At 69.7% G+C, this 26,060-nt stretch carries 28 protein-coding genes; 10 read left to right on the forward strand and 18 right to left on the reverse strand.

What is annotated here, in order from left to right; translation table 11 throughout:
• Positions 1 to 13 precede the first annotated feature (13 nt).
• The 3 genes from mfd to ACYVJH_RS05150 all read left to right on the forward strand — a co-directional run bounded on the left by mfd (position 14) and on the right by ACYVJH_RS05150 (position 4,933).
• Complete coding sequence (mfd, locus tag ACYVJH_RS05140; RefSeq protein WP_460453564.1) at positions 14 to 3,478, forward strand: transcription-repair coupling factor; 3,465 nt, start codon at positions 14 to 16, stop codon at positions 3,476 to 3,478.
• A 65-nt stretch (positions 3,479 to 3,543) separates the two neighbouring features.
• Positions 3,544 to 4,059, forward strand: coding sequence for a SixA phosphatase family protein (locus ACYVJH_RS05145; RefSeq protein WP_460453565.1), 516 nt, complete (start codon positions 3,544 to 3,546; stop codon positions 4,057 to 4,059).
• 10 nt (positions 4,060 to 4,069) lie between these two features.
• On the forward strand, positions 4,070 to 4,933 hold the full coding sequence (locus ACYVJH_RS05150; RefSeq protein WP_460453566.1) for a pirin family protein: 864 nt from the start codon (positions 4,070 to 4,072) through the stop codon (positions 4,931 to 4,933).
• A gap of 3 nt (positions 4,934 to 4,936) precedes the next feature.
• Here ACYVJH_RS05150 and ACYVJH_RS05155 read toward each other — a convergent pair whose 3' ends face one another.
• Positions 4,937 to 5,785, reverse strand: a complete 849-nt coding sequence (locus tag ACYVJH_RS05155) for a pirin family protein (RefSeq protein ID WP_460453567.1) — start codon at positions 5,783 to 5,785, stop codon at positions 4,937 to 4,939.
• Between the two features lie 190 nt (positions 5,786 to 5,975).
• Between ACYVJH_RS05155 and ACYVJH_RS05160 the strand changes: the two genes are divergently transcribed.
• Entirely contained in the window at positions 5,976 to 6,575 is a 600-nt protein-coding gene (locus ACYVJH_RS05160) for a GNAT family N-acetyltransferase (protein ID WP_460453568.1), read from the forward strand.
• Between the two features lie 81 nt (positions 6,576 to 6,656).
• Entirely contained in the window at positions 6,657 to 7,808 is a 1,152-nt protein-coding gene (locus tag ACYVJH_RS05165) for a polyamine ABC transporter substrate-binding protein (protein ID WP_460453569.1), read from the forward strand.
• A gap of 36 nt (positions 7,809 to 7,844) precedes the next feature.
• Here ACYVJH_RS05165 and ACYVJH_RS05170 read toward each other — a convergent pair whose 3' ends face one another.
• The gene (locus tag ACYVJH_RS05170; RefSeq protein ID WP_460453570.1) at positions 7,845 to 8,474 is read right to left on the reverse strand and encodes a class I SAM-dependent methyltransferase; all 630 of its coding nucleotides are present in this window, start codon (positions 8,472 to 8,474) and stop codon (positions 7,845 to 7,847) included.
• 90 nt (positions 8,475 to 8,564) lie between these two features.
• Between ACYVJH_RS05170 and ACYVJH_RS05175 the strand changes: the two genes are divergently transcribed.
• On the forward strand, positions 8,565 to 8,960 hold the full coding sequence (locus ACYVJH_RS05175; RefSeq protein ID WP_460453571.1) for a DUF6491 family protein: 396 nt from the start codon (positions 8,565 to 8,567) through the stop codon (positions 8,958 to 8,960).
• 14 nt (positions 8,961 to 8,974) lie between these two features.
• Here the strand turns inward: ACYVJH_RS05175 and rlmKL are convergent, their stop codons facing one another.
• A complete protein-coding gene (gene rlmKL / locus ACYVJH_RS05180) occupies positions 8,975 to 11,110 on the reverse strand; it encodes a bifunctional 23S rRNA (guanine(2069)-N(7))-methyltransferase RlmK/23S rRNA (guanine(2445)-N(2))-methyltransferase RlmL (protein WP_460453572.1) in 2,136 nt (711 codons plus the stop codon).
• On the reverse strand, positions 11,107 to 11,628 hold the full coding sequence (locus tag ACYVJH_RS05185) for a hypothetical protein (RefSeq protein ID WP_460453573.1): 522 nt from the start codon (positions 11,626 to 11,628) through the stop codon (positions 11,107 to 11,109). The genes rlmKL and ACYVJH_RS05185 overlap by 4 nt, the downstream gene beginning before the upstream one ends.
• 65 nt (positions 11,629 to 11,693) lie before the next feature.
• Here ACYVJH_RS05185 and ACYVJH_RS05190 point away from each other — a divergent pair, with 65 nt between their 5' ends.
• The 4 genes from ACYVJH_RS05190 to ACYVJH_RS05205 are packed head-to-tail and all read left to right on the forward strand — an operon-like array spanning position 11,694 to position 14,791.
• On the forward strand, positions 11,694 to 12,269 hold the full coding sequence (locus ACYVJH_RS05190; RefSeq protein ID WP_460453574.1) for an N-acetylmuramoyl-L-alanine amidase: 576 nt from the start codon (positions 11,694 to 11,696) through the stop codon (positions 12,267 to 12,269).
• A 39-nt stretch (positions 12,270 to 12,308) separates the two neighbouring features.
• A complete protein-coding gene (tesB, locus tag ACYVJH_RS05195) occupies positions 12,309 to 13,190 on the forward strand; it encodes an acyl-CoA thioesterase II (protein ID WP_460453575.1) in 882 nt (293 codons plus the stop codon).
• Positions 13,190 to 13,588 (forward strand): pathogenicity-like protein, encoded by a 399-nt coding sequence (locus ACYVJH_RS05200; RefSeq protein WP_460453576.1) that lies wholly within the window; start codon positions 13,190 to 13,192, stop codon positions 13,586 to 13,588. The genes tesB and ACYVJH_RS05200 overlap by 1 nt, the downstream gene beginning before the upstream one ends.
• A 60-nt stretch (positions 13,589 to 13,648) precedes the next feature.
• Positions 13,649 to 14,791 carry an RNA polymerase sigma factor gene (locus ACYVJH_RS05205; RefSeq protein ID WP_460453577.1) on the forward strand — a complete coding sequence of 381 codons (1,143 nt, stop codon included), beginning with the start codon at positions 13,649 to 13,651 and terminating at the stop codon, positions 14,789 to 14,791.
• Positions 14,792 to 14,800: 9 nt separating this feature from the next.
• Here the strand turns inward: ACYVJH_RS05205 and ACYVJH_RS05210 are convergent, their stop codons facing one another.
• From ACYVJH_RS05210 to ACYVJH_RS05275, 14 genes are all read right to left on the reverse strand, one after another.
• Positions 14,801 to 15,160, reverse strand: coding sequence for a PilZ domain-containing protein (locus tag ACYVJH_RS05210; RefSeq protein ID WP_460453578.1), 360 nt, complete (start codon positions 15,158 to 15,160; stop codon positions 14,801 to 14,803).
• On the reverse strand, positions 15,157 to 16,155 hold the full coding sequence (locus ACYVJH_RS05215; protein ID WP_460453579.1) for a DNA polymerase III subunit delta': 999 nt from the start codon (positions 16,153 to 16,155) through the stop codon (positions 15,157 to 15,159). The genes ACYVJH_RS05210 and ACYVJH_RS05215 overlap by 4 nt, the downstream gene beginning before the upstream one ends.
• Positions 16,152 to 16,778 carry a dTMP kinase gene (gene tmk / locus ACYVJH_RS05220; protein WP_460453580.1) on the reverse strand — a complete coding sequence of 209 codons (627 nt, stop codon included), beginning with the start codon at positions 16,776 to 16,778 and terminating at the stop codon, positions 16,152 to 16,154. The genes ACYVJH_RS05215 and tmk overlap by 4 nt, the downstream gene beginning before the upstream one ends.
• The gene (gene mltG, locus ACYVJH_RS05225) at positions 16,778 to 17,809 is read right to left on the reverse strand and encodes an endolytic transglycosylase MltG (protein ID WP_460453581.1); all 1,032 of its coding nucleotides are present in this window, start codon (positions 17,807 to 17,809) and stop codon (positions 16,778 to 16,780) included. Before mltG ends, tmk begins: the two co-directional genes overlap by 1 nt.
• A 12-nt stretch (positions 17,810 to 17,821) precedes the next feature.
• Entirely contained in the window at positions 17,822 to 18,634 is an 813-nt protein-coding gene (gene pabC, locus ACYVJH_RS05230) for an aminodeoxychorismate lyase (RefSeq protein ID WP_460453582.1), read from the reverse strand.
• A complete protein-coding gene (locus tag ACYVJH_RS05235; RefSeq protein WP_460453583.1) occupies positions 18,631 to 19,971 on the reverse strand; it encodes an aminodeoxychorismate synthase component I in 1,341 nt (446 codons plus the stop codon). The genes pabC and ACYVJH_RS05235 overlap by 4 nt, the downstream gene beginning before the upstream one ends.
• A gap of 23 nt (positions 19,972 to 19,994) precedes the next feature.
• Complete coding sequence (gene fabF / locus ACYVJH_RS05240; RefSeq protein ID WP_460453584.1) at positions 19,995 to 21,233, reverse strand: beta-ketoacyl-ACP synthase II; 1,239 nt, start codon at positions 21,231 to 21,233, stop codon at positions 19,995 to 19,997.
• Positions 21,234 to 21,368: 135 nt separating this feature from the next.
• Positions 21,369 to 21,608, reverse strand: a complete 240-nt coding sequence (acpP, locus tag ACYVJH_RS05245; protein ID WP_034210536.1) for an acyl carrier protein — start codon at positions 21,606 to 21,608, stop codon at positions 21,369 to 21,371.
• A gap of 131 nt (positions 21,609 to 21,739) precedes the next feature.
• A complete protein-coding gene (gene fabG / locus ACYVJH_RS05250) occupies positions 21,740 to 22,483 on the reverse strand; it encodes a 3-oxoacyl-ACP reductase FabG (protein WP_460453585.1) in 744 nt (247 codons plus the stop codon).
• 22 nt (positions 22,484 to 22,505) lie between these two features.
• Positions 22,506 to 23,447: an ACP S-malonyltransferase gene (gene fabD, locus ACYVJH_RS05255; protein WP_460453586.1), complete on the reverse strand. Its 942-nt coding sequence runs from the start codon at positions 23,445 to 23,447 to the stop codon at positions 22,506 to 22,508.
• 73 nt (positions 23,448 to 23,520) lie between these two features.
• A complete protein-coding gene (locus ACYVJH_RS05260; protein ID WP_460453587.1) occupies positions 23,521 to 24,240 on the reverse strand; it encodes a BUD32 family EKC/KEOPS complex subunit in 720 nt (239 codons plus the stop codon).
• Between the two features lie 2 nt (positions 24,241 to 24,242).
• Positions 24,243 to 25,217: a beta-ketoacyl-ACP synthase III gene (locus ACYVJH_RS05265; RefSeq protein ID WP_460453588.1), complete on the reverse strand. Its 975-nt coding sequence runs from the start codon at positions 25,215 to 25,217 to the stop codon at positions 24,243 to 24,245.
• Between the two features lie 105 nt (positions 25,218 to 25,322).
• Positions 25,323 to 25,517 carry a 50S ribosomal protein L32 gene (rpmF, locus tag ACYVJH_RS05270; RefSeq protein WP_188661456.1) on the reverse strand — a complete coding sequence of 65 codons (195 nt, stop codon included), beginning with the start codon at positions 25,515 to 25,517 and terminating at the stop codon, positions 25,323 to 25,325.
• Positions 25,518 to 25,530: 13 nt separating this feature from the next.
• A complete protein-coding gene (locus ACYVJH_RS05275) occupies positions 25,531 to 26,043 on the reverse strand; it encodes a YceD family protein (RefSeq protein ID WP_460453589.1) in 513 nt (170 codons plus the stop codon).
• Positions 26,044 to 26,060 lie beyond the last annotated feature (17 nt).

Here is a 26,060-nt window from a genome sequence, read left to right on the forward strand (position 1 = left end):
AATCCCGGGTCTGATGACCCAAGACTCCCTTCCAAGCGCGCCCCGCCCCCGGGCCGGCCAGCAGCGCGCCCTTTGGCGCGCCCCCACCAGCGCCAGCCTGCAGGCCCTGGCCCTGGCCGAAGCCGCCCGCCAGCACGACGGCCTGGTGCTGGCGGTCACCCGCGACAGCCACGCCGCCCAGGCCCTGGAACACGACCTGCGCGTGTTCGCCGGCCAGGCCGCGGACGCGCTCCCGGTGCTGCATTTCGCGGACTGGGAAACCCTGCCCTACGACCTGTTCAGCCCGCATCCGGACATTGTTTCCCAGCGCGTCGCGGCGCTCTACCGCCTGCCCACCACCCGCAAGGGCGTGCTGGTGGTGCCGGTGGCCTCGCTGATGCAGCGGCTGGCGCCGCCAAGCTGGATCGCCGGCAATACGCTGGACCTGCACAAGGGCCAGCGCCTGGACATGGACGCGGAAAAACGCCGGCTCGAAGCCGCCGGCTACCGCAACGTGCCGCAGGTACTCGACCCCGGTGATTTCGCCGTGCGCGGCGCCCTGCTCGACCTCTACCCGATGGGCGCCGACCGGCCCTATCGCATCGAACTGTTCGACGACGAGATCGACTCGCTGCGCAGCTTCGACCCCGACACCCAGCGCTCCGACCACCCGGTGGACAGCGTGCGCCTGCTGCCGGCGCGCGAATTCCCGCTAGACGATGCCAGCACGAAACGCGTGCGCGAGCGCCTGAGCGAACGCTTCGACTTCGACCCGCGCCGCTGCCCGCTCTACCAGGATCTGAAGGAAGGCGGCACGCCGGCCGGCATCGAGTATTACCTGCCGCTGTTCTTCGAGCAGACCGCCAGCCTGTTCGAGCACCTGGCCGACGACACCCTGCTGGTGCTGGGCAACGGCGTCGCCGAGGCCGCGGAGGCGTTCTGGGCACAGACCGGCGACCGCTGGGAACAGCGCCGGCACGACCTCGAGCGGCCGATCCTGCCTCCGGGCGAGCTCTACCTCTCGCCCGAGGAACTGCGCGCCCGCTGGAACAAGGCCAGCCGCATCGACGTGCTCGACCCGGCCCATGCGCAGGCCGGCAAGGCCGTCGCCCTGCCCGAACAACCCGCCCCGAGCCTGCCATGGAGCCAGAAGGGCGGCGAGCCCGGCAGTGCGCTGCTGGGTTTCCTGCGCGCCTACCCGGGCCGCGTGCTGCTCGCCGCCGACTCCGCCGGTCGCCGCGAAGCCCTGCTTGAACTGCTGGCCTCGGCCGACCTGCGTCCGGCGGTGGTCGCCGACTGGTCCGCCTTCCTCGCCAGCGAACATGATTTCGCAATCACCGCGGCGGCGCTCGAGGACGGTTTCGCGCTGAGCAAGCCGGCGTTGGTGGTCCTGACCGAACGCCAGCTGTTCCCGGAGCGCGCCGAACAATCACGCCGCCGCCGCAAGGCCGTGCGCGACCCGGACGCGGTGCTGCGCGACCTGAGCGAGATCCAGGTCGGCTCGCCGATCGTGCATGAAGACCACGGCGTCGGCCGCTACCAGGGCCTGGTGACGCTCGACACCGGCGGCGTCACCAGCGAATTCCTGCAGATCGAATACGCCAAGGGCGACAAGCTCTACGTGCCGGTGTCGCAGCTGCAGCTGGTCAGCCGCTACTCCGGCGCCTCGCCCGAACATGCCCCGCTGCATTCGCTTGGCGGCGAAGCCTGGGAGAAAGCCAAGCGCAAGGCCGCGGAAAAAGTCCGCGACGTGGCCGCGGAACTGCTGGAAATCCAGGCCCGCCGACAGGCCCGCAAGGGCCTGGCGCTGCCGCTGGACCGCTCGATGTACGAACCATTCGCAGCCACGTTCCCCTTCGAGGAAACGCCCGACCAGTTGGCCGCGATCGATGCCGTGGTCGCCGACCTGGGCAACACCCAGCCAATGGATCGCGTGGTCTGCGGCGACGTCGGCTTCGGCAAGACCGAGGTCGCCGTGCGCGCCGCCTTCGTCGCCGCGGTCGCCGGCAAGCAGGTGGCCGTGCTGGTGCCGACCACGCTGCTGGCCGAACAGCACTACCGCAACTTCCGCGACCGCTACGCCGACTGGCCGATCCGCGTGGAAGTGCTGAGCCGCTTCAAGTCCGCCAAGGAGATAAAGGCGGCGCTGGCCCTGCTCGCCGAAGGCAAGATCGACGTGATCGTCGGCACCCACCGCCTGCTGCAGCCGGACGTGAAGTTCCAGGACCTGGGACTGGTGATCGTCGACGAGGAGCAGCGCTTCGGCGTGCGCCAGAAAGAAGCCCTGAAGGCGCTGCGTGCCGAGGTGCACCTGCTCACGCTCACCGCCACGCCGATCCCGCGCACCCTGAACATGGCCATGAGCGGGTTGCGCGAACTGAGCATCATCGCCACGCCGCCGGCCCACCGCCTGGCGGTGCAGACGGTCATCACCCCCTGGGACGCCAACCTGCTGCGCGAAGCCTTCCAGCGCGAACTGGCGCGTGGTGGCCAGATCTATTTCCTGCACAACGAAGTCGACAGCATCGAGAAGATGGCGCGCGACCTGGCCGACCTGGTGCCGGCGGCGCGCGTGCGCATCGCCCATGGCCAGATGCCCGAACGCGAGCTCGAGCAGGTGATGCTCGATTTCCACCGCCAGCGCTTCAACGTACTGGTGTGCACGACCATCATCGAGTCGGGCATCGACATCCCCAGCGCCAACACCATCATCATCAACCGCGCCGACCGCTTCGGCCTTGCCCAGCTGCACCAGCTGCGCGGCCGCGTCGGCCGCAGCCACCACCGCGCCTATGCCTACCTGGTGGTGCCGGACAAGAAGTCGCTGACCTCCGACGCCGGCAAGCGCCTGGAAGCCCTGGCCTCGCTCGAGGAACTGGGCGCCGGCTTCACCCTGGCCACCCACGACCTGGAAATACGCGGCGCCGGCGAGCTGCTGGGCGAGGACCAGAGTGGCCAGATGGCCGAGATCGGCTTCTCGCTCTACACGGAGCTGCTCGAGCGCGCGGTGAAGTCGATCAAGTCCGGCAAGCTGCCCGAACTCGACCCGGCCCAGCGCCACGGCGCCGACGTCGAACTGCACGTGCCCGCGCTCATTCCGGAAGACTACCTGCCCGACGTGCACGCCCGGCTCACGCTCTACAAGCGCATCGCCTCGGCCCGGGACACCGACGCCCTGAAGGAATTGCAGGTGGAGATGGTCGACCGCTTCGGCCTGCTGCCCGATCCGGCCAAGCAGCTTTTCGCGATCGCCGAACTCAAGCTCGACGCCACGCCGCTTGGCATCCGCAAGCTGGAGCTCGGACCCATGGGTGGACGCTGCCACTTCCTGCCCCAGCCCAACATCGACCCGATGTCGGTGATCCGCCTGATCCAGTCGCAGCCCAAGGTGTATTCGATGGACGGCCCGGACAAGCTGCGCATCCGGATGGAGTTGCCCGACGCCGGCTCCCGCCTGCGCACCGCGCGCGGCCTGCTGGCCCTGCTGGTCCACGGCTGAATCCCGGCGCTGCCGGCCCGCGCCGGGGCGGCTAGACTTGGCCCGTTGCCCCCGAGGAACCGGCCATGTCACTGATGTCCCTGCTGCTGCTCTCGATCTCGCTCGCCGCGCCTGGCCCCTCCAATACCAACGACAGCGTCGCCGTGGTCGTGGTGCGGCACGCCGAGAAGGACGACGACGACAAACACGACCCGTCGCTGGCCGGCGACGGCGAAGCGCGCGCACAGGCGCTGTCGACCACGCTCGCAGGCGCCGGCCTGGACCGGGCCATCACCACCCAGTACCGGCGCACGCGCCAGACCGCGGAACCTGCGGCCGCGGCCGCGGGCATCGCGGTTGAAGTGCGCGAGATCAACGCCGGCAATGCCGCCAGCTACGCCGCCGAACTGGCCAGCGACCTGCGCGCCATGCCAGCCGGCAGCACGGTGCTGGTGGTCGGCCACAGCAACACCGTGCCGGACATCGTGCTGGCCCTGTCGGGCCAGGCGGCGGACGCCATGCCGGAAACGGAATACGATCGTTACACCCTGGTCCTGCTCGACGCCGACGGTGGCGCCCGGGTGATCACCAGCCGCTACTGAGGAGCCCGCCATGCCCCTGCTCGTTCCCCCGCGCGTGCACGACCTGGGCGGTGGTTTCACGGTCAAGCGCCTGATTCCGCACGCCAGCTGCCGCAGCGTCGGTCCCTTCGTATTCTTCGACCACATCGGGCCGGCCGAGCTGGGCCCGGACACGCCGCTGGACGTGCGTCCGCATCCGCACATCGGCCTGGCCACGGTCACCTACCTGTGGGAAGGCGCGATCATGCACCGCGACAGCCTGGGATCGACCCAGGAAATCCAGCCCGGCGACGTCAACTGGATGACCGCGGGTCGTGGCATCGTGCACTCCGAGCGCACGCCCGACCGACTGCGCGGGCAAAAACATCGCATGCATGGCCTGCAGACCTGGGTGGCGCTGCCGCGCGGGGACGAAGAAGCCGCACCGGCATTCGCCCACCATCCCGCCGCCACCCTGCCGGTGGTCGAATTGCCCGGGATCCGGATGCGCGTGGTCGCCGGCGATGCGTTCGGCGAAACGTCTCCGGTGCAGGTGCTTGCGCGCACGCTTTACGTGGCCATCGACCTGTCCGCCGATGCCACGCTGGTGCTGCCGGCCGATCATGCCGAACGGGCGATCTACGCCGTGGAAGGCGAACTCACGCTCGACGGTGAACCCGTGCCGCTCGAACACCTGGTCGTGCTCGACCCCGACAGCGAACCCTTGCTCAAGGCCAGCTGCGACGCGCGGGTGATGCTGCTGGGCGGCGACCCGCTCGACGGCCGCCGCCACGTCTGGTGGAACTTCGTGTCCAGCTCGCGCGAACGCATCGAACAGGCCAAACAAGCCTGGCGCGAGGACCGCATGGGCCAGGTGCCCGGTGAAACCGAACGCATCGAGCTGCCCGAGCGCTGACCCTCAGAAACGTCCGGCCTGGTAGTCCTCGAAGGCCTGGCGCAATTCGGCCTGGGTGTTCATGACGAAGGGGCCATAACGCGCCACCGGTTCGCGCAGCGGCTGGCCGGCCACCAGGATCAGGCGCGTGTCGGCCTCGCGGCCTTCCAGCACGACCGCCTCCCCTTCGCCCAGCACGGCCAGCTCGCGCGCCTGCACGGTGGCCGCGTCCTCGCCGTCGCCGATGCGGGCGCTGCCCTCGTAGACATAGGCAAAGGCCGTGTGGCCCGCTGGCAACAGGTGCTGGTAACGGTCACCGGCACCCAGGCGAAGGTCCAGGTAGGTCGGGCGGGTTGCGGGCTGCTCGATCGGGCCACGCACGCCGGCCACGTCGCCGGCGATCACCTTCGCGCGCACGCCCGGTGCGGCGTCAACTTCCGGGAAACGCTCCGGGCCGTACTCCTGGTACTTCGGGGCGGTCATCTTCTCGCGCGCGGGCAGGTTCACCCACAGCTGGAAACCGCGCATGCGGCCTTCTTCCTGTTCGGGCATCTCCGAATGCACGATGCCGCGGCCCGCGGTCATCCACTGCACGCTGCCGGGCACCAGCACGCCTTCGTTGCCGTGGTTGTCGCGGTGGCGCATGCGGCCGTCGAGCATGTAGGTGACGGTTTCAAATCCGCGGTGCGGATGCTCGGGAAAACCCGCCAGGTAGTCCTCGGGCCGGTCGGTGCCGAACTCGTCGAGCATCAGGAAGGGGTCGAGATCAGGCAGCTGCGGGCTGCCGATGACGCGCGTGAGCTTCACGCCGGCGCCATCGGACGCGGCTTGTCCGCGCAGGGTGCGCAGGACGGGGCGGATGGACGGGCTCATGGCGACTCCAGGTGGGGCCTCTTGACGAGGCGATGCTACAACTATGGGGGCTGCGGCGGCTGGCACGAGGTGCCGGCGGCGCAACGCTGGGTTGCCCGCGCGCAGCGGCGTCCGGAATCCTCCCTGTCATGCGTTCTAAACCGGTAGCCCGCCGACGACAACGCCCCCCCTGACGATGGCCCTGCACGACATGCCCACCGCCCGACGACGCCCCGCGCCCGGCCCCGCCCGGTCCACCCCGGACCGGCTGCCGACCCTGGTGGCCCCGCGCCTGACCCTTCGCTGGATCGAGCCGCGCGACCTGGACGGTCTTTATTCCGTGTTCTCCGACCCCGACGTGATGCGCTACTGGAGCCACGTCGCCTGGCCACACCGCGACGAGGCCTCGATCTACCTCGAGTCCATCCATCGCGGCTTCGAGCAGGGCGACCTGTTCCAGTGGGGCATCGCACTGCGCGGCGACGACCAGCTCATCGGCACCACCACCCTGTATGCCATCGACCACGCCCAGGGCCGTGCCGAGCTGGGCTTCGCGCTGGCGCGCGACCACTGGGGCCGCCGGTATGCCCGGGAAGCACTGACGGTGCTGCTCGACCACGCTTTCTCGAGCCTGGGCCTGCGCCGGATCGAAGCCGACGTCGACCCGCGCAACCAAGGCTCGCTCAATACCCTCGAAGCCCTGGGCTTTCGCCGCGAGGGTTACCTGCGCCAGCGCTGGCGGGTGGCGGGCGAAATCCAGGACAGCGTGCTGATGGGCCTGCTGGCAAGCGACTGGGCCGGCCCGGGCTAAGCCCGCCCGGCACGCCCCGACGCGTTGACAGCCTCAGGGGCCGGGATAACCATGGGGACCCCCGTTCACCCGGAGCCGAGCATGTCGACCCTGTCCCTGCGCCTTGGCCTCGTGGCCTCCGCCCTGCTGCTGGCCGCCTGCGGCCCAGGCCAGGAGGCGGGCGACGACGCCGCACCGGCGGCCCACGCCGACACCCCTGGCGGCGAGCGCCTGGTGTACGTCTACAACTGGTCGGACTACATCGCCGAGGACACGCTGGCCAACTTCGAGTCTCGGACCGGCATCCGCGTCGTCTACGACGTCTACGACAGCAATGAGATGCTGGAAACCAAGCTGATGGCCGGCGCGTCGGGTTATGACGTGGTGTTCCCCTCGGCGCGACCCTTCGCCCAAAGGCATATCCAGGCCGGCGTCTACGCGCCGCTGGACAAGTCGCGGCTGGGCAATCTGGGCAACATCGACGCCGACCTGCTGGCGGGACTGCAGGACGTCGACCCCGGCAATGCCCACACGGTTCCCTACATGTGGGGCACCACCGGCCTGGGCATCAACGTCGGCAAGGTCAAGGAAATCCTCGGCCAGGACGCACCGCTGGACTCGTGGTCGCTGCTGTTCGACCCGGCCAATGCCGAGAAGCTTGCCGCGTGCGGCATCGGCGTGCTCGACGACGAACAGGAAACATTCGCCGCCGCGCTGATCTGGAAAGGACGCAATCCCAACGCGCTGGAAGGCGACGAAACCCAGGTCGTCACCGACGTCTATGCGGGCATCCGTCCCCATGTCCGCTACTTCAACTCCTCGCGTTACATCGACGACCTGGCCAATGGCGACATCTGCCTGGCGATGGGCTATTCGGGTGACGTCTTCCAGGCCCGCGATACGGCCGTCGATGCGGAAAACGGCATCGAGATCGCCTACGTCATCCCGAAGGAAGGCGCGGTGCGCTGGGTCGACCTGATGGCGATCCCCATGGACGCGCCGCACGCGGAGAGCGCCCACGCGTTCATCGACTACCTGCTCACGCCGGAAGTCGCGGCCGGCATCGTCGACTACGTGTCCTATGCCAGCCCGAATACCGCGGCCATGGAACTGGTGGACCCGGAAATCGCCGCCGACCCGGGCGTGTACCCGCCTCCCGAGGTGATGGCCAAGCTGGTCGATCCGGTGACCCTGCCCGCCCAGGCCACGCGCGAACGCGTGCGTGCCTGGACCGCCATCAAGACCGGCCAGTAAGGCGGGCCCCGCCGGCTTGGGCTGCCCGAAGGGCGGTCAGCGCATCGAACGCGGCTTGATGGCGCGCGAGACGCGCCGCGTATACACGTACACCGTCGCCGGCGGCACGTTCCACCAGGTGAAACTGCCGCGCCGGGCGGTGAGGTCGAGCGCATCAAGCACTTCCCTGCCCACCGGGTTGGCCGGGCCGTAGGTGAACTGCACGAAGCGACCCTGCGGCTGCAGGCATTCGAAAGCCGACGAGAGGATGGCCTGCTGGGTCGGACGAGGCATCGAAAGCAGCCCAAGGCCCGACACGATGGCGTCGGCCGGCGTCTCGCCGTGGAAACCGTGGGCCCGGGCCACGTCGGCCAGGTCCCGGGCGTCGGCGCAAGCCACGTGCACCTGCGGGTAGTGCCGCTGCAGGTGCTGGTGCAGCTCCTCGTTGAGCTCGAGCACCAGCAGGTCGGCCGGGGCGATGCCCTGGCCAAGCAGGGCCCGGGTGAACACACCGGTGCCGCCGCCCAGTTCGATCACCCGGCGTGCGCCGCGCGGCAGCTCGGACATCATCTGCCGGGCCAGCTGCTGGCTCGAGGGGGAAATGGCGGCGACGCCACGGGGGTTCTTCAGCCACTGGCGAAAGAAGGTCCAGGTCTGTGCCAGCGCTGAGTGTGGGTTTCGATCCATCTTCAAAGGATAATGCCGGCCGGTTCGTTTCATGCAGGTTAAGTGATTCCGGACCACACTGGGGCACGGACCCCGATCGAGGCAACCGCCATGCGTCACGCCTTGTCCCTGCTGGCCCTCATTTTCCTTGCGGCTTGCGCCGGCACGGGCGCGGGGCCGCCCTCCGCGGGCGTGACGGCCCATCCCAGCGAGTGCCTGGACCCGGCGCGCGCGCGCAGCTGGAATGACGTTGACGACAGCACCCTGCTGGTTGACGCCGGCAACCGCAAGTATCGGGTCGTGCTGGCCGAGCCCTGCTTCTTGCTCGGCACCTCCCCGGAGCTGCGCTTCGTAGGCGACAGCATCAACAACCGGGTGTGCGGCCATATCGGCGAGTACGTGGTTTCGGGGCACCAGCGCTGCCGCATCCAGCGCGTCGAGCGTCTGGACGATGCCGCCTGGCTCGAAGCGCTGCAGGCCGGCGACGACAGGCGCGGCGAAAACTAGGCCCGTGGCCGGCCTCAGGCCCGGCGCAGTTCCCAGCAGCGATGGATGCGCGGATTGCGCCCGAAGTCCGGCGCGATCGTTTCCGGGGTGATCTCCCGGGCCTGGGCGAACTCCGCCACCGCGACCTCATCGAGCCGGAAGCGGCGATAGTTGTTCGAGAACAGCAGCACGCCGCCCGGCGCCAGCCGGGCCATGGCGGCGCGAAGCAGGCGCACATGGTCGCGCTGGGTGTCGAAATCCTCCGCGCGTGCGGAGTTCGAAAACGTCGGCGGGTCGCAGAACACCAGGTCGTACTGGCCTCGGTCGGCATCGAGCCATGCCATGGCGTCCGCCTGCACCAGGCGGTGTTGGCGGCCGGTGGCGCCGTTGAGCGCCAGGTTGGCCGCCGCCCATTCCAGGTAGGTGGCCGACAGGTCGACGCTGGTGGTTTCGGCCGCGCCGCCCACCGCCGCCTGCACGCTCGCGGCCCCGGTGTAGCAGAACAGGTTGAGGAACCGTTTGCCGCCGGCTTCGGAGGCGATGCGCCGGCGGATCGGGCGGTGGTCGAGGAACAGCCCGGTGTCGAGGTAGTCGAACAGGTTCACGCGCAGGCGGGCATCGCCCTCGCGAACCACGAAGGTTTCGCCACGACGGTCCATGTTGCCGTACTTGCTGCCGCCCTTGCCGCGCGCGCGGGTCTTGATCGAAACCTGCGCCGGCGGCACGCCGAAGGTGTCGCGCACGGCATCGAGCAGTTCGCCGAAACGGCGCCGTGCGTCAGCCTCGGGGATGCTGCGCGGCGCTTCGTATTCCTGCACGTGGACGAACAGCCGGGCGTCGCCGCCGTCTTCGTTGTAGACGTCCACGGCCGCGGAGTATTCCGGCAGGTCGGCGTCGTAGGCACGGAAGCAGGACACGCCCTCGCGTTCGCGCCAGGACTTCAGGTGCCTGAGGTTCTTGCGCAGGCGGTTGGCCACCATCTGCGCACCCTCGCCCAGCGGCCTGGCCTCGCGCGGCGCCCGCTCCGGAGGTCGCACGGGGTCGCACACCACCAGCGTGCATTCGAGCGCGCCGTTGAAGAAGGCGTAGCGCTTGCCGGCACGAAGGCCGGTGGCCTGGGCCAGTTCCAGGGAGCCGCACAGCAGCACCGCGCGCCAGTCCGGCACCGCCGAACGGAGGGCATCGCCCAGGGCCCGGTACAGCGCCGGATCGGCGGCCAGGCGGGCGTCGTAGGGCGGATTGCAGACCACCAGGCCACGCGCCGGGCCGGGCGCGACCAGCGCACCGATGTCCCGGCGTTCAAGCGAAATCCACTCGGCGACGCCGGCACGATCGGCATTGGCCACCGCCGACTGCAGCGCACGCGGGTCGAGGTCGGCACCGAAGAACACCTGACGCAGGGCCGCCCGGCCCGCCTCGGCGCGCTGCCGGGCCTCGGATTCAATCCGCGACCACAGGCTTTCGTCGAACTGTTTCCAGCGCGTGGGCAGGGTGCCGGCAAGGCGTCGCAGGCCGGGCGCTTCGTCGGCGGCCATCAGCACGCCTTCGATCAGTAGCGTGCCGCTGCCGCACATCGGGTCGAGCAGTGCGCCGCCTTCGGCGTAGATCTTCGGCCAGCCACCCCGCACCAGCATGCCGGCCGCCAGGTTTTCCTTCAGCGGCGCCTCGCCCTGCGACTGGCGCCAGCCGCGGCGGTGCAGCGGACCGCCGCCAAGGTCGATCGAAACGATGCCGCGACCCTTGCGCACCACCAGGCTGATGCGCAGGTCCGGGCTGTCGGTGTCCACGGAGGGGCGCACGCCGTGGGCGGCGCGCATGCGGTCGACGATGGCGTCCTTGGTCCGCTGGGCGGCGTAGCGTTCGTGGGTCAGCGCCGGCCCCGACACGTGCGCGTCCACCGCCAGCGTGCCCTCGGCGTCCAGGTGCTGGGCCCAGTCGATGGCATGCACGCCCTGGTAGAGGTCGTTTTCGTTGGCACAGTCGAACTCCGCCAGCGGCCAGTGCACGCGGCTGGCCAGGCGCGAGAACATCACCGCGCGGTAGGCCACCTCGGGCTCGCCTTCAAAATTGGCGCCGGCCAGCGCAGCGCTGGCGCGGGTGGCGCCCAGGGCCACCAGTTCGTCGGCCAGCAGGTACTCCAGGCCCTTGGCGCAGGCGGCGAAGAACCTCATGAGGACAGCATCTGCAGGAATCGACCGAACTCTTCGGCGCAAAACTCCACGTGCGCGGCCAGGCGATGGCTGTCGGGCACCAGCAGCAGCGGATCCAGCCGGCGCTGCGCCCAGCGGGCGACGTCCATCGCCGGGATCAGTTCGTCTTCCCAGCCGTGGATGATGCGGGTCGGCACCATGGCCGCCTTGAGCAGGTGCGGCGCCACGTCCAGCGCCACCGGTGGCGCCATCAGGAACAGGCCGCCGACCGGCACCTCGCGCGAGACATGCGCGGAAATGAAGGCGCCCATGCTTGAACCGGCCAGCACCAACGGCTTGCGGGCAGCCAGATGGGCGCGTTCGGCCAGGCGACGAATACGGCCGCTGACGTCGCCCAGCGGGCCGAGCACGTCGAGATCGCGGTAATCGGGGCGTTCGTGGGTCCAGCCCAACTGGCCGGCGACCCGCGCCAGCGCGGCCGCCTTGCTGGCCTCGGGGCCGCTTTCGAGACCATGCGAGATGATGACGTGGCCAGTCATGGCGCGTGGTCGGCGGGAAACGGCATGGGGGACTCCGGAAACGGTCGCGATGTTAGCATGCGGCCATGATCCCGGACCTGCCGCCAGAACCCGATTTCAAGCCCTGGCCCCTGCCCTACGAAGATCGCCTGGAGGCCCGTCCCGGCGCCAGCATCGACCTGGTGGTCATCCACTGCACCGAATTGCCCGACCTCGCCAGCGCCCGCGAATACGGCGAGCGCGCGCTCTACGAAGGCGGCACCGGCAACAGCGGCCACTACTACATCGACCGCGACGGCAGCATCCATGTCTTCGTCCGGCCCGAACGAATCGCCCACCACACGCGCAGCTACAACGAACGGTCGGTGGGCATCGAGCTGGTCAACCGCGGGCGCTATCCCGACTGGCTCGATTCGCGCCGCCAGACCATGGAAGAGCCCTATACCGAGGAACAGGTCGCCGCCCTGCTGGGCCTGCTGGCCTGGCTGCGGCATCAGTTCCCGTCGCTGGAATTCATCGCCGGCCACGAGGACCTGGACCAGGCCCAGGTGCCGGCCAGCGACAACCTGCACCAGCTGGTCTTCCGAAAACGCGACCCGGGGCCCCGATTCCCCTGGTCGAAGGTGCTCGACGCGGTGCCGCTCGAACGCATCCGGCCCTAGGCGGCCGGGTATAATCCGCGGCCGAACCCCGGAGTCACCATGACCGCTTCCGTCGCCGCCGAACTGGTGGACCTGCTGCGCCTCGAGCGCCTTGAAGACAACCTGTTCCGCGGCCAGAGCCGCGACATCGGCACCAAATACGTCTTCGGCGGCCAGGTGCTGGGCCAGGCCCTGTCCGCGGCCCAGCAGACGCTGGCCGGCGATCGCCACGTGCATTCGATCCACGCTTACTTCCTGCGTGCAGGCGACGTCGAAAACCCCATCGTCTATGACGTCGACCGCACCCGCGACGGCAACAGCTTCTCGGTGCGCCGCGTCACCGCCATCCAGCACGGCAAGCCGATCTTCGTCTTCGCCGCGTCCTTCCAGGAAGACGAGCCGGGCAACGAACACCAGCTGGCCATGCCGACCGTGCCGCCGCCCGAGGACATCGAGCCGGTGCCGGCGCCCACGCCCGACCAGCTGGCCCAGCTGCCGGCCAAGGCGCAGCGCTGGCTTTCCCGCATGGGCCCCTTCGAAATCCGCCCGGTTTATCCGCGCGACGAGGTCAAGCCGCCCAAGCGCCCGCCCTACCAGCAGGTGTGGTTCCGGTTGACCGGTGAAGTGGGCGATTCGCGCGTGCTTCACCAGGCCCTGCTGGCCTACGCTTCCGATTTCCACCTGCTCGGCACCGCCACCTTCCCGCACGGCATCAGCTACTACCAGCCGAACGTGCAGATGGCCTCGCTCGACCACGCCATGTGGTTCCACCGCCCGTTCCGCGCCGACGACTGGCTGCTGTATTCGCTCGACAGCCCCAGCGCCCAGGGCGCCCGCGGCCTCGCCCGCGGCCAGATCTATGCGCGTGACGGCCGGCTGGTGGCCTCCACCGCCCAGGAAGGCCTTATCCGGGTACTGCCCGAAGCATGGAGCCCGAACTGATGCGCCAGGTATTCACGTCCGTGCGGCTGGAGAACGTCGAAGCGGTCGAAAAACTGCTCAACGAGGCCGGCATCCAGACCAAGATCAACGGCGGCCGCACCTGGAAGGGCAACAGCCGCCGCGAGTTCAGCTATTCGAACAAGAACCACGACCCCAGCCAGCAGCCGTCGGTGTGGGTGGTTCGCCCGGACGATTTCAAGAAGGCGCGCGAGATCCTGCACGATGCCGGCCTGCTCGAAACCAGCAGCCAGGCCGGTGGCTACGTGCCCGCGCCGCTGCAGTTCCGCGGCCCTGCGGCCAACGACCCCGGCCGCAAGGTGTCCAAGCTGCGCATCCTGCTGCTGGTGGCGGTGCTGCTCACCGGGGTGGTGATGGCCGCCCGGACGTTCCTGGCCTGACCCCGGTCACACCCGACCCCTGCGCGGCGTCCTGGGTATGAATCCAAGCCGGAGCACGCCGTGAGCACCGACCTCGTCGAAAGCCTGATCCACGCCCACCTGCCGGCCGCCGCCCGCGGCGACCCGGAGGCCTATGGCCGCATCGTCGCCGCCTGCCAGGGCACCGTGGCCTCGATCGCACTGGCGATCGTGCGCGACGTCCCCGCCAGCGAAGACGTCGCCCAGGAGGCCTTCCTGTCGGCCTGGCAGAACCTGCGCCGGCTGCAGAACCCCGACAGCTTCCTGCCCTGGTTGCGCCAGATCACCCGCAACCTCGCCCGCGACCACCTGCGTGCCCAGGCCCGGCGGCGTGAACCCGGCGGTGACGTCGAGGGGCTGCTGGCCCAGGTCGCCGACCCGCATCCACCGCCCTGCGAACAGGCCGCGGAGAGCCAGGAACACGACATTGCCGCCGCGGTGATCGACAGCCTGCCGGAAGAAAGCCGCGAGGTACTTCTGCTGTATTACCGCGAAGGCCAGAATTCGCGCCAGGTCGCCGGCCTGCTGGGCCTGCAGGACGCCGCCGTGCGCAAGCGCCTGCAGCGCGCCCGAGACCGGGTGCGCGGCGAACTGCTGGAGCGGCTGGGCAGCTTCGCCCGCGGCACGGCGCCGGGACTGGCCTTCACCACGGCGGTGGCGACGGCGCTCGCGATCGCCGCGCCACCGGCCGCTGCAGCCACCGCCCTGGGCGCCGGAGCGCTCGGCGGTGCCAAGGGCCTGGCCAAGCTTGGCCTGGGTGCCTTCGGCGCGGCGGCGTTGGGCGTCATCGGCGGACTGGCCGGCCTGTGGGGCGGTATCCGCCCCTACCTGCGCGCACCGTTCGACGACCGGGAGCGGCGAGGCCTGCTCGCCTACGGCGCCGTCGGCAGCCTGATGGTGCTTGGTTTCAGCGTCGGCATCACCCTGCTGGCGAAGGTGCCCGGCTGGATGCCGCACCTGGCCCTGTCCGTGGGCTTCATGGCGGGCATCGTCCTGCTGTGCGCAGTGTGGCTGCCCCGGGTACTTGCCCCGCGCCGCGCCCGGGAACGCGAGCTCGACCCGGTGGGCGCCGCGCGGCGGCAGGCGCGCGAACGGCGCAACAGCCGCATCGGCGCCATCCTGGGCCTGCTGCTGGGCTCGGCGGGGCTGGTGCTGGGACTGTGGCTCAGCGGCCGGATGGGCTGAGCCCGGCGGCTACATGGTGTGCGTGGGCTTGTCGGCTTCCAGCGTGCCCGCCAGGAAGGTTTCGATCTTGCCCTTCACGGCTTCGGCCTCGGCGGTGTCGGCGAACTGTACGCCGATGCCGGCGCCACGGTTGCCTTGCGCCCCCGCAGGCGTGAGCCAGACGACCTTGCCGGCCACCGGCAGGCGGTCTTTTTCTTCCATCAGCGACAGCAGGATGAACACCTCGTCGCCCAGGGCATACCGCTTGGTGGTGGGCACGAAGATGCCGCCCCCCTTCACGAAAGGCATGTAGGCGTTGTAGAGCGCCGCCTTGTCCTTGATGGCCAGGGACAGGATGCCCTGCCTCGCGCCCGCGCCGCCTCCGATCATCGTCGTGCTCCCGTCCTTGCCGTGTCCTTGAACATGCTACGCCATTCGAGCAGCAGCCCGGCCAGCGCCAGGTCGTGGCGCAGCGCCGGCAGCCGCAACTGGTTGCGCAGCAGGTTGGCGGCGTCGAACCATGCCGAGAGCTTCTGGAAATCGCCGGGCAGGGTCAAGCCCGGCGCCGGCGCCCCCGCCAGCCGGTGGGAAAGCCCGTCGAGCACGGCTTCGGCGGCGAATCGCAGGCGCAGCGGCGCCTGTTCGTCGCCCAGCCAGGCGCCCGCCAGTTCGACCGGGGCGCGCCGGCCTTCCGCCAGGGCGCCCAGTTCATCGATCACCTCGCTGCGCAGGGCCAGGTGGTCACCGTCGAGCCAGTCGGCGGCCAGGCCGGGGTGGCCACGCGCGGCGTCCAGTGCCCGCTGGCGTGCCTGCGGGCCGTGTCCCTTCTGGGCCAGCCAGGCCTCGGCCTCCCCACGCGGCGGCAGCCGGAACTCCAGCCGCTGGCAGCGGCTGCGGATGGTCGCCGGCAGCCGGCCCGGCTGGTCGGTCACCAGCAGCAGGTAACGCCCGGGCGCGGGTTCCTCCAGGGTCTTGAGCAGGGCGTTGGCGGCGGCGGTGTTGAGCGCATGCGCCGGTTCGACCAGCGCGACCTGGGCGCCGCCCAACTGCGGCGTCAGCGCGAACCACTGGCCCAGGGCGCGCATCTGGTCGACCACGATCTCGCTGCGCAGCTTGTCGCCCTTGTCGTTGGGGATGAAACTGACGTGCTTGAAGTCGGCGTGGGTGCCGGCCTCGAACTGACGGCAGCCGCGGCAGGCGCCGCAGGCCTGGCCGTCGGCCGCCGGCGTGGCGCACAGCAAGCGTCGCGACAGCCGTAGCGCGACGTCGCGCTTTCCCATCATCGCCGGCCCCATCAGCAGCAGGGCGTGGCCGAGCCGGCCTTCGGCCAGGGCGCCGATGGCCTGGTCGTACTGGCGCTGCTGCCAGGGCGCGAGCGGGTTCACCGCGCCTGTCCCAGCCAGGCACGCAGGGCGGCGACGGCGGCATCGCGCACGGCATCGGCCGGCTGGCTGGCGTCGATCACGCGGAATCGCTGTGGTTCGGCGGCGGCGCGGGCCAGGTAGGTGCCGCGTACGCGTTCGAAAAAATCCTCGCGCTCGGATTCGATGCGGTCCGGTTCGCCGCCGCGCGATCGTGCACGTTCCAGGCCCTGGGCCACGCCGACGTCGAGCAGGAAGGTCAGGTCCGGCCTGATGCCCGCGGCCCAGCGCTCGAGTTCGGCGATATGGCCGGCATCAAGCCCGCGGCCGCCGCCCTGGTAGGCAAAGCTCGCGTCGGTGAACCGGTCGGCCAGCACCGCGGCGCCGCGTTCGATCGCTGGTCGGATGACCCGGCGCACCAGCTGCGCGCGCGCGGCGAACATCAGCAGCAGTTCGGCCTCCGGCACCAGGTCGCGGCCGGGCGCCAGCAGCAGGTCGCGGATGGCCTCGCCTTCGGGCGTGCCGCCGGGTTCGCGCGTGCAGACCACGTCCCACCCCTCCCCGGCCAGCACGTCGCGCAGCGCCGCCAGCACGGTGGACTTGCCGGCGCCCTCGCCGCCTTCCAGGCTGATGAAGATACCCGCCATCAGCGGCACCGCTTGAGCTGGTGGCAGGCCACGGCGCGGTTGTGTTCGGCCAGCGTGGATGAAAAAACATGGCTGCCGTCCCCGCGCGAAACGAAGTACAGGGTATTGCCGGGCAGTGGCTTCGCCGCCGCTTCCAGCGCGGCGCGGCCGGGCATGGCGATCGGCGTCGGCGGCAAGCCGCCGCGGGTGTAGGTGTTGTAGGGCGTGTCGGTGGTGAGGTCGCTGCGGCGGATGTTGCCGGCATAGGCGCTGCCCATGCCGTAGATGACGGTCGGATCGGTCTGCAGGCGCATTCCCAGCTTGAGGCGGCGCACGAACACCCCGGCGATCTCGGGTCGTTCCGAAGCCTTGCCGGTTTCCTTCTCGATGATCGAAGCGAGCGTGAGCAACTGGTCCGGCGTCTCCAGCGGCAGGTCGTCCAGGCGGCTCTCCCAGGCATCGGCCAGTGCCTTGTCCATGGCCAGCAGCGCCCGCCTCAGCAGGTCGAGGTCGCTCATGCCGCGGGTGAAATGGTAGGTCTCGGGCAGGAACCGGCCTTCCGGATGCACGCCCTCGCGGTCCAGGGCCGTCATCATCGCCGCGTCGCTGGTGTCGGCAAGGGTCTGCCTGATGCGCTCGTCGCGGGCCAGGGCCGCGCGCAGTTCGCGCAGGTTCCAGCCCTCGACGATGGTGAAACGATAGTGGATGACGTCGCCGCGTTCGAGCTTGCGCAGCAGTTCGGCCGGGGTGATGCCGTGGCGGATGGTGTAGTCGCCCACCTGCAGGCGCGAGACCACCTTCATTTCGTGGGCCAGGGCCTTCCATTCCAGGTCGTGGCCTTCGCGCACGCCAAGTTCGCGCAGCTTGTCGAGGATGTCCTGGAAACCATCGCCCGATTCGACCACCAGGATGCGCTCGGACTGGGCCAGGGCGATCGGGGCATTGGCGAAACCCTCGTAGCGCTGCCAGAACCAACCGCCCAGGGCGACCGCGACCAGCAGGGAAAGCGCCACCAGGGCCTTGAGCAGTTTGTGCGACGAAGACTTCGGCAAGGGGGGCTCCGGTCAGGCGGCCGACAGTTCGCGGCCCAGGTCCCGGCGCAAGGATTCGGTTGCCGGGTGCGGCGGCCAGTGCGACGCGTCGAGCTGGCCGACGGGCAGGATACCGCGCACGGCATTGCACAGGAAAAGCGCTTCGGCCGAAGCCAGGTCCTGCGGCCGCAGCGTGGCCTGCCCGGCGTCGGGTGCATTGGCCAGCACCCAGGCCCGCGCCAGGCCGGCCACGCCGCCGTCGGCCAGCGAAGGTGTCAGCCAGCGGCCATCGATGCGCGCGAACAGGTTGGCCGAGGTGGCGCAGCCAACGTGACCGCGCGCATCGAGCATCAGGCCATCGTGGATGGCGGGATCCTGCCACTCGGCGCGGGCCAGCACCTGGTCGAGCCGGTTGAGGTGTTTGATGCCGGCCAGCGCCGGCTGCAGCGACAGCCGCGTCTTGCACCAGCGCAGGCGCAGCGGGCCCGGCGTCGGCGGCAGGGAATGCACGGAAAGCACCAGGGCAGGCTCGGGTGCGGCGGGTGGCGCGTAGCCGCGGCCGCCCGCGCCGCGGGTCACCAGCAGTTTCAGCACGGCCTGGGCCGGTGCGGCCTCAAGCAACTCCCCGGCCTGCGCCCGCAGCCAGCCAGCGTCCGGCAGCGGGAAACCCAGCATGCCCGCGCCCCGGGCCAGCCGCGCGAGGTGGGCGTCCCACCAGGGGATGCCTCCGGCGGCCACCCGCATGGTTTCGAACAGGCCGTCGCCGTAGGCCAGGCCACGATCGGCAGGGTCGATCGCCGGCACGCGCGCCTGGCCGCGGAAAACGCGGGTGGCCAGCGCGCTCATTCCGCGGCTCCCAGCGCCAGCAGCAGGCCGCGCGCCTTGGCGCGGGTCTCCTCGAGCTCGCGGTCCGCGTCCGAATCCACGACGATGCCGGCGCCGGTGCGGAACTGCAGCTGGTCGCCGTCCAGCCAGGCGCTGCGGATCAGGATGTTCAGGTCCATGTCGCCATCATGGCCCAGGTAGCCGAAGGCGCCGGTGTAGGCGCCGCGTCCCTCGCCCTCGAGCTCGGCGATGATTTCCATGCAACGCACCTTGGGTGCGCCGGTGATGGTGCCGCCGGGGAAAACGGCGCGCACCACCGCACCCGGCGTGGCGTCCTCACGCAGCGTGCCGGTGACGTTGGAAACGATGTGGTGCACGTGCGCGTAACTCTCCACGCCCATCAGTTCGTCCACGCGCACGCTGCCGGGTTCGCAGACGCGGCCCAGGTCGTTGCGCTCGAGGTCGATCAGCATCACGTGTTCGGCGCGCTCCTTGGGATTGCCGACCAGGTCGCGGATGCGGGCCTGGTCGTCGTCGCCGGGGAAGCGTGGGCGGGTGCCGGCGATCGGGCGCGTGTCCACGCGACGGCCGCGCACCGACACCAGCCGTTCGGGTGACGAGCTCAGCAGTGCGGCGTCGCCGAAGCGCATCAGGCCGGCGAAAGGCGCGGGGTTGTTCTCGCGCAGGCGGGCGTACACGGCCGCCGGGTCGGGCGCCGATTCGAAGCGGGCGCGCCAGGCCCGCGAGAGGTTCACCTGGAAGACGTCGCCGGCGCGCAGGTAGTCGTGGATGCGCGCGACCCCGTCGGTAAAACGGCCGGGCCGGTCTTCTTCGAGCACGGGTGGCGGAAAGCCGCCGGCCTGCGGGGCCATGGCCGCGCCGGCCAGCCGATCCAGCCAGTGCGCCGAGCCCTCTTCGGCGACGGCCAGGCACTGGCCGCTTTCGCGGTCGCGCAGCACCGCCGCCGGACAGCGCCAGGCGATCGCCACCGGCAAGGGGCCGGGCGCCAGCGGCAGCCGCAGCCTTGCTTCCACCTGTGACGCAAGTTCGTAGGCGAAGAACAGGGCCCAGCCGCCCCGGAACGGCAGCACCGGGTCGGCGGGCGGCTGCCGGGCCGCCGACCAGCGGGCATCAAGCTCCTGCAGGAAGTCCTGGCCGACCACGGCGCCATCGGCGAGCGTACGCACGTGGCCGTCGACGTCCAGGCGCAGGCCGTCGCCGTCGGTAGCCAGCAGCAGGTCCCAGCGCGAAAGCGAATTGCCGCCCGCGACGCTTTCGAGCAGCAGCGGGAAAACCGCCGGGTCCGCCGCCTGCAGCCGCAGCAGGTCGGTGCCCGGCGGCAGCGCGAGGGTCGGCATCGCGGGGGCCGGGGCTGCCGGGTTCAGAGCCGCTTGAACACCAGGCTGCCGTTGGTGCCCCCGAAGCCAAAGCCGTTGGAAACGGCCACGTCCACCTGCACCTGGCGGGCGGTATTGGGCACGTAGTCGAGGTCGCAGCCTTCGCCGGGCTCGTCGAGGTTGATGGTCGGCGGGACAACGCCGGTGTGCAGCGCCATCACGGTGAACACCGCCTCGACGCCGCCAGCGGCGCCAAGCAGGTGGCCGGTCATGGATTTCGTGGAACTGACCATGGTCTGGTAGGCGTGCTCGCCCAGCGCGCTCTTGATCGCCAGGGTCTCGCCCAGGTCGCCCAGCGGCGTGGACGTGCCATGGGCGTTGAGGTAACCCACCTGCTCGGCGTTGACGCCGGCGTCCTTGAGCGCGGCGCGCATGCAGCGCGCGGCACCGTCGCCGGTTTCGCTTGGCGCGGTCATGTGGAAGGCGTCGGAGCTGGCGCCGAAACCGGCGAGCTCGCAGTAGATGCGGGCGCCGCGGGCCTTGGCGTGCTCGTACTCCTCCAGGATCAGGATGCCGGCGCCGTCGCCCAGCACGAAACCATCGCGGTCCTTGTCCCAGGGCCGCGAGGCCCGGGTCGGGTCGTCGTTGCGGGTGGACATGGCCTTCATGGAACAGAAGCCACCGACCGAGGTTGGCGTGCAGCCATGTTCGGCGCCGCCGGCCACCATGATGTCGGCATCGCCGTACTGGATCATGCGCATGGCCATGCCGATCGAATGGTTGGCCGTGGCACAGGCCGAAACGGCCGAGAAATTCGGACCCTTGATGCCCTTGAGGATCGTCAGCTGGCCCGGAAGCATGTTGATGATGGTGCTGGGCACGTAGAAGGGGGAAATCTTGCGCGGGCCGCCCTCGTGCAGGGCGATGGCCGTGTCTTCAATGCCACGCACGCCGCCGATGCCCGAACCGACCAGGGCGCCGATACGCTCGGCGTTGTCGTCGGTCACCTCCAGGCCGGCGTCGTCCAGCGCCTGGAAACTGGCGGCCAGTCCGTAGTGGATGAAGGTGTCCATCTTCTTGACGTCCTTCGGAGGCAGGAAGGACTTGGCATCAAAATCGCGCACCTCGCCGGCGATGCGGGTGGCGTAGGCCGAGGCATCGAAGTGGGTGATCTGGCCGATACCGCTTCGGCCGGCCTCGATGCTTTCCCAGGCCGAAGCCAGGGTATTGCCGATGGGCGAGACGATGCCCATGCCGGTGACGACGACGCGACGATGACTCATGGCGAAACTCCGCGATGGATTCAGGGTGTGCGGCCGGGCCGCACGTGCGCCGGCGATCATGCCGACATTTGGGCCGGATGCCGCAAACGCGCAGGGCCGCGCAAGCGCGGCCCCGGCGTAACTTCCGTCAGGCGATCAGGCCTTGACGTGGGCCTTGATGTAATCGATGGCCTGCTGGACCGAGGTGATCTTCTCGGCCTCTTCGTCCGGGATCTCGCACTCGAACTCTTCCTCGAGGGCCATGACCAGCTCGACGGTGTCCAGCGAGTCGGCGCCGAGGTCGTCCACGAACGAGGCGTTCACGGTGACTTCTTCTTCCTTCACGCCCAACTGCTCGATGACGATTTTCTTGACGCGTTCTTCGATGCTGCTCATGGATCTGTCTCCTCCCGGAGGGATGTTTGCGGGCGCATTGTAATCAAATGCCGGCCGCGGCGGGCGCCGGTCGCGCCGCGGCCTGGGATCGGGTAGCGGGATTCTAACGCAAATCCAGCCGCCACAAGGGCTTAGGGCATATACATGCCGCCATTTACGTGCAGGGTTTCACCGGTGATGTAGGCCGCGGCCGGGCTGGCGAGGAAGCCCACCGCCCGGGCGATGTCCGTCGGTTCACCCAGGCGACCCAGGGCGATCTGGCCCACCAGCGCCTCTCGGGAAGCCTCCGGCAGGTCCTTGGTCATGTCGGTCTGGATGAATCCGGGAGCCACGACGTTCACCGTGACGCCGCGGCTGCCGATTTCCTTGGCCAGCGACTTGCTGAAGGCGATGATGCCGGCCTTGGCCGCCGCGTAATTGGCCTGGCCGGCATTGCCGGTGACGCCGATGACCGAGGCGATGTTGATGATCCGGCCCTTGCGCGCCTTCATCATGCCGCGCATCACCGCCTTGGACGTGCGGAAGACCGAACTGAGGTTGGTGTCGAGGATGGCCTGCCAGTCCTCGTCCTTCATTCGCATCAGCAGGTTGTCGCGGGTGATGCCGGCGTTGTTGACCAGGATCGAGACGGGCCCGAAGGACTTGGCGATTTCGTCGAGCACCGCTTCGACATCCGGGCTGGACGACACATCGAGCCGGCGCCCCGCTCCGCCGGAGGCGGCCAGGCGTTCGCCGATCGCGGCCGCGCCGGCATCGCTGGTCGCGGTGCCGATGACGGTGGCGCCCATGGCGGCCAGTTCGTCGGCGATCGCTGCGCCAATTCCACGGCTCGCACCGGTCACCAGCGCGATCTCGCCTTTGAGTTGTTCGGACATCGTCGTACTCCAGAGTCGTGTTTCAGTCTTTCCAGTCCGACAAGGCGGAATCGAAATCGGCGGGCGCGCCGATGGCGCGGCTGTCGAGGGACTTGTCGATGCGCTTGGCCAGGCCGGTGAGCACCTTGCCGGGTCCGCATTCGGCGACCCGGGTCGCACCCTTCGCAACCAGGGCCTGCACGCATTCGGTCCAGCGCACCGGCAGGTAGAGCTGTCGCACCAGCGCGTCCCGGATGGCCTGCACGCCTTCGTGCACTTCGCCGTCCACGTTCTGCACCACCGGCAACTGGGGCTCCCGCCAGTCCATGCGAGCCATGACTTCGGACAGGCGGTTGGCCGCTTCGCGCATCAGCGGCGTGTGCGAAGGCACCGACACCGCCAGCTTCACCAGCTTGCGCACGCCACGCGCCTGCAGCTCGGCGATCGCACGGTCCACCGCGGCGGCGTGGCCACCGATGACCACCTGGCCCGGCGAGTTGAAGTTGGCCGGCACGACGATGTCGTCACCCGACACCGCGGCGCAGACGTCGGCGACCAGGTCGTCCTCGGTGCCGAGCACGGCCGCCATGGCACCGGTGCCCGCGGGCACCGAATGCTGCATCAGCCGGCCGCGCTCGCGCACCAGGCGGGCGGCATCGGCGAGCGTCAGCGAGCCGGCGGCGACCAGCGCCGCGTACTCGCCCAGGCTGTGGCCAGCGAGCAGCTGCGGGCGGGCACCGCCCCGCGCGCACCAGGCGCGCCAGGTCGCCACGCCGGCGGCAAGCAGGGCCGGCTGGGTGAATTCGGTCTGGTTGAGCTGGTCCTCGGGACCCTGCTGCGACAGCGCCCACAGGTCCACGCCGGCACCTTCCGAAGCTTCGTCGAAGGCAGCACGCGCCTCGGGGTGCGCGGCGGCAAGTTCGGCCAGCATGCCCAGTGACTGGGAACCCTGTCCGGGAAACACGAAAGCGATGGTCTGGCTCATCGGCGGTCCGGTCTGCGTAATCGGAGAATGATAAGCGAGGCAGTCGCCAAACCGTCTGTACCGCCGCGTAGGGTCAGGCGGTGGCGCGTGCCAGGCTGGCCAGGGCTTCGGCGACATCGCGCGAGCGCCGGCCGAACAGCCTCGCCAGCGGCGCCAGCCAGGCTAGCGCCGACGCCGTGCGTGCGACTTCGCGCCGCACTTCCGGCGCTTCGTGCACCAGGTGGGCCTGCAGCAGGCGCGCGTGCTCGCCCGGTTGGCCCGACAGGAATCGCGCGGTCGAGTGCGCGTAGAACAGCACGTCGCGCGCCTGCGCTGCCGGCAGCGACATCATGGTGCAGGGGTCTTCCTCGAGGTCGATGAAGCCGACGCGGCCATCGCGCAGGGTCATGTTGCGCGCGAAGGCCTGGCTCAGGTAGCCGCCGCTGGCATGCAGTCGCGCCAGCGCGTCCAGTCCAAGCTGCACCAGCTGGCGGCGCTTGCCGGCGTCGGGTTCGGCGCGGCAGGCCATGGCCAGGGTCGGACCCAGGTCACCGAGCAGGAGCTCGCGCTCGGCCACGGCCAGCAGCGGCGGCACGTGCGCACCAAGCGCGGCGAGGCGATTGATCATGGCCTGCTCGGTCAGGCAGGCCAGTTCGGGGGAGATCGGCATCGGCGCCAGCAGCGCGTTCGCGCCCAGGCGCCGCGCCACCCAGCGAAGCGCGGCGACCCGGCGGCGGCGGCCGCCATCGGAATAGGTCTTGCGCCAGGCGACCTGGCCTTGCCAGCTTTCGCGCTGGACGCGCGTGGCCGCCATGGTCAGTAGCGGATGAGCGCCGAGCCCCAGGTAAAGCCGCCGCCGAAGGCTTCGAGCAGCAGCAGCTGGCCGCGCTGCACCTTGCCCGAGCGAACGGCTTCGTCCAGCGCCAGCGGCACCGAGCCCGAGGAGGTGTTGCCGTGTTTGTGCACGGTGACGATGACGCGCTCCATCGGCATTTCCAGCCGCTTGGCCGTGGCTTCGATGATGCGCAGGTTGGCCTGGTGCGGGATCAGCCAATCCAGGTCGGACTTGTCCAGGCCATTGGCGGCCAGGGTTTCGTCAACGACCGAATCCAGCGCCTTGACCGCATGCTTGAAGACTTCGTTGCCCGTCATCAGCACGCGCACGCCGGCGTTCTTCTCTTCGGGCTTGAAGCCCACCGAGACGCCGACGGGGTTGTAAAGCAGGTTCTTCTTGCCGCCGTCGGCATGCAGATGGGTCGAGAGGATGCCTGCCTCGGCATCGGCCTTGAGCACCACAGCGCCGGCACCGTCGCCGAACAGCACGCAGGTATTGCGATCGGACCAGTCGAGCATGCGGGTCAGGGTTTCGGCGCCGATCACCAGCACGGTGCGGGCATTCCCCGAGCGCACGAAGGCATCGGCGACGCTGAGCGCGTAGATGAAGCCGGAGCAGGCGGCGTTGACGTCGAACGCGGCGCAGCCGTTCGCACCCAGGCGGTGCTGCACCAGGCAGGCCGTGGACGGGAAGATCAGGTCGGGCGTGGTGGTGCCCAGGACGATCATGTCGAGCTCGTCGGCGGTGACGCCGGCGGCTTCCATGGCCGCACGCGCGGCGCGCTCGGCGAGATCGGCGGTGGTTTCGCCTTCGACCACGACGTGGCGCTGGCGGATGCCGGTGCGCGTGGCGATCCATTCGTCGCTGGTTTCGACGAACTGTTCGAGGTCCTTGTTGGTCAGGACCTTTTCCGGCAGGGCGCTGCCCGTACCGGCGATACGCGAGAACACGGCCATGGTCACTTCCTCTGCCAACCGTCAAAAACGCACGCGGCGGGCCTGGCCCGCCGCGCAAGGCTCACGTCAGGCCACCCCCGCGACGGCAGGGTGCGGCCAACGGCCTCAGTCTTCCTCGACCACCGAGGTCTTGGTCGCGATGACCTTGCGACCGCGGTAGTAGCCGTCCTTGGTGACGTGGTGACGCAGGTGGGTCTCGCCCGTGGTCGGGTCGGTGGCCAGCTGCTTGGCGGTGAGCGAGTCGTGCGCGCGGCGCTGGCCGCGGCGGGACGGGGAAACACGGGATTTCTGGACGGCCATGGCTTGTCTCCAACTACTTCTTCTGTTCCTTCAACGCGGCGAGCGCGGCGAAAGGGTTTGGTTTCTCATCCTCTTCGGCTTCGTCGGGCCAGTTGGCCTCGATTTCCGCAGAAGCGGGGTCGATCGGTACCACCGGCACGGCGAGGATCAGTTCGTCCTCGACCAGGCCGGCAGGGTTGAGCTCGCCACTGGCATCGAGCAGGAGGGGTTCGACGCCCTCCGGCAAGGCTGCTTCCTGCGACTCGTCGGTAATCAGGCCCAGGCGCTGGTCTATGCGCACCGGATACAGGAACCGTTCGAGCGTACGCTGGCACAGCAGCGGCAATTCGGCCTCGGCACGCACTTCGACGTAGCGCATTCCCATCGCGTCCACGCCGAATTCGACCTCGAACCGGCAATCTCCCTCGGCATCCGCCAGCACCGGACGCAACCGGGGCATCCCGGACAGCGGAAGGTGGCCATCGAACAGCCGTTTGGCCGCAACCATGCGCCAGGCATCGAGCACAGGGGGCAAGGGAGCGGACATAAGCGCGGGATTTTAGG

The sequence above is a fragment of the Arenimonas aestuarii genome, assembly GCF_054781715.1.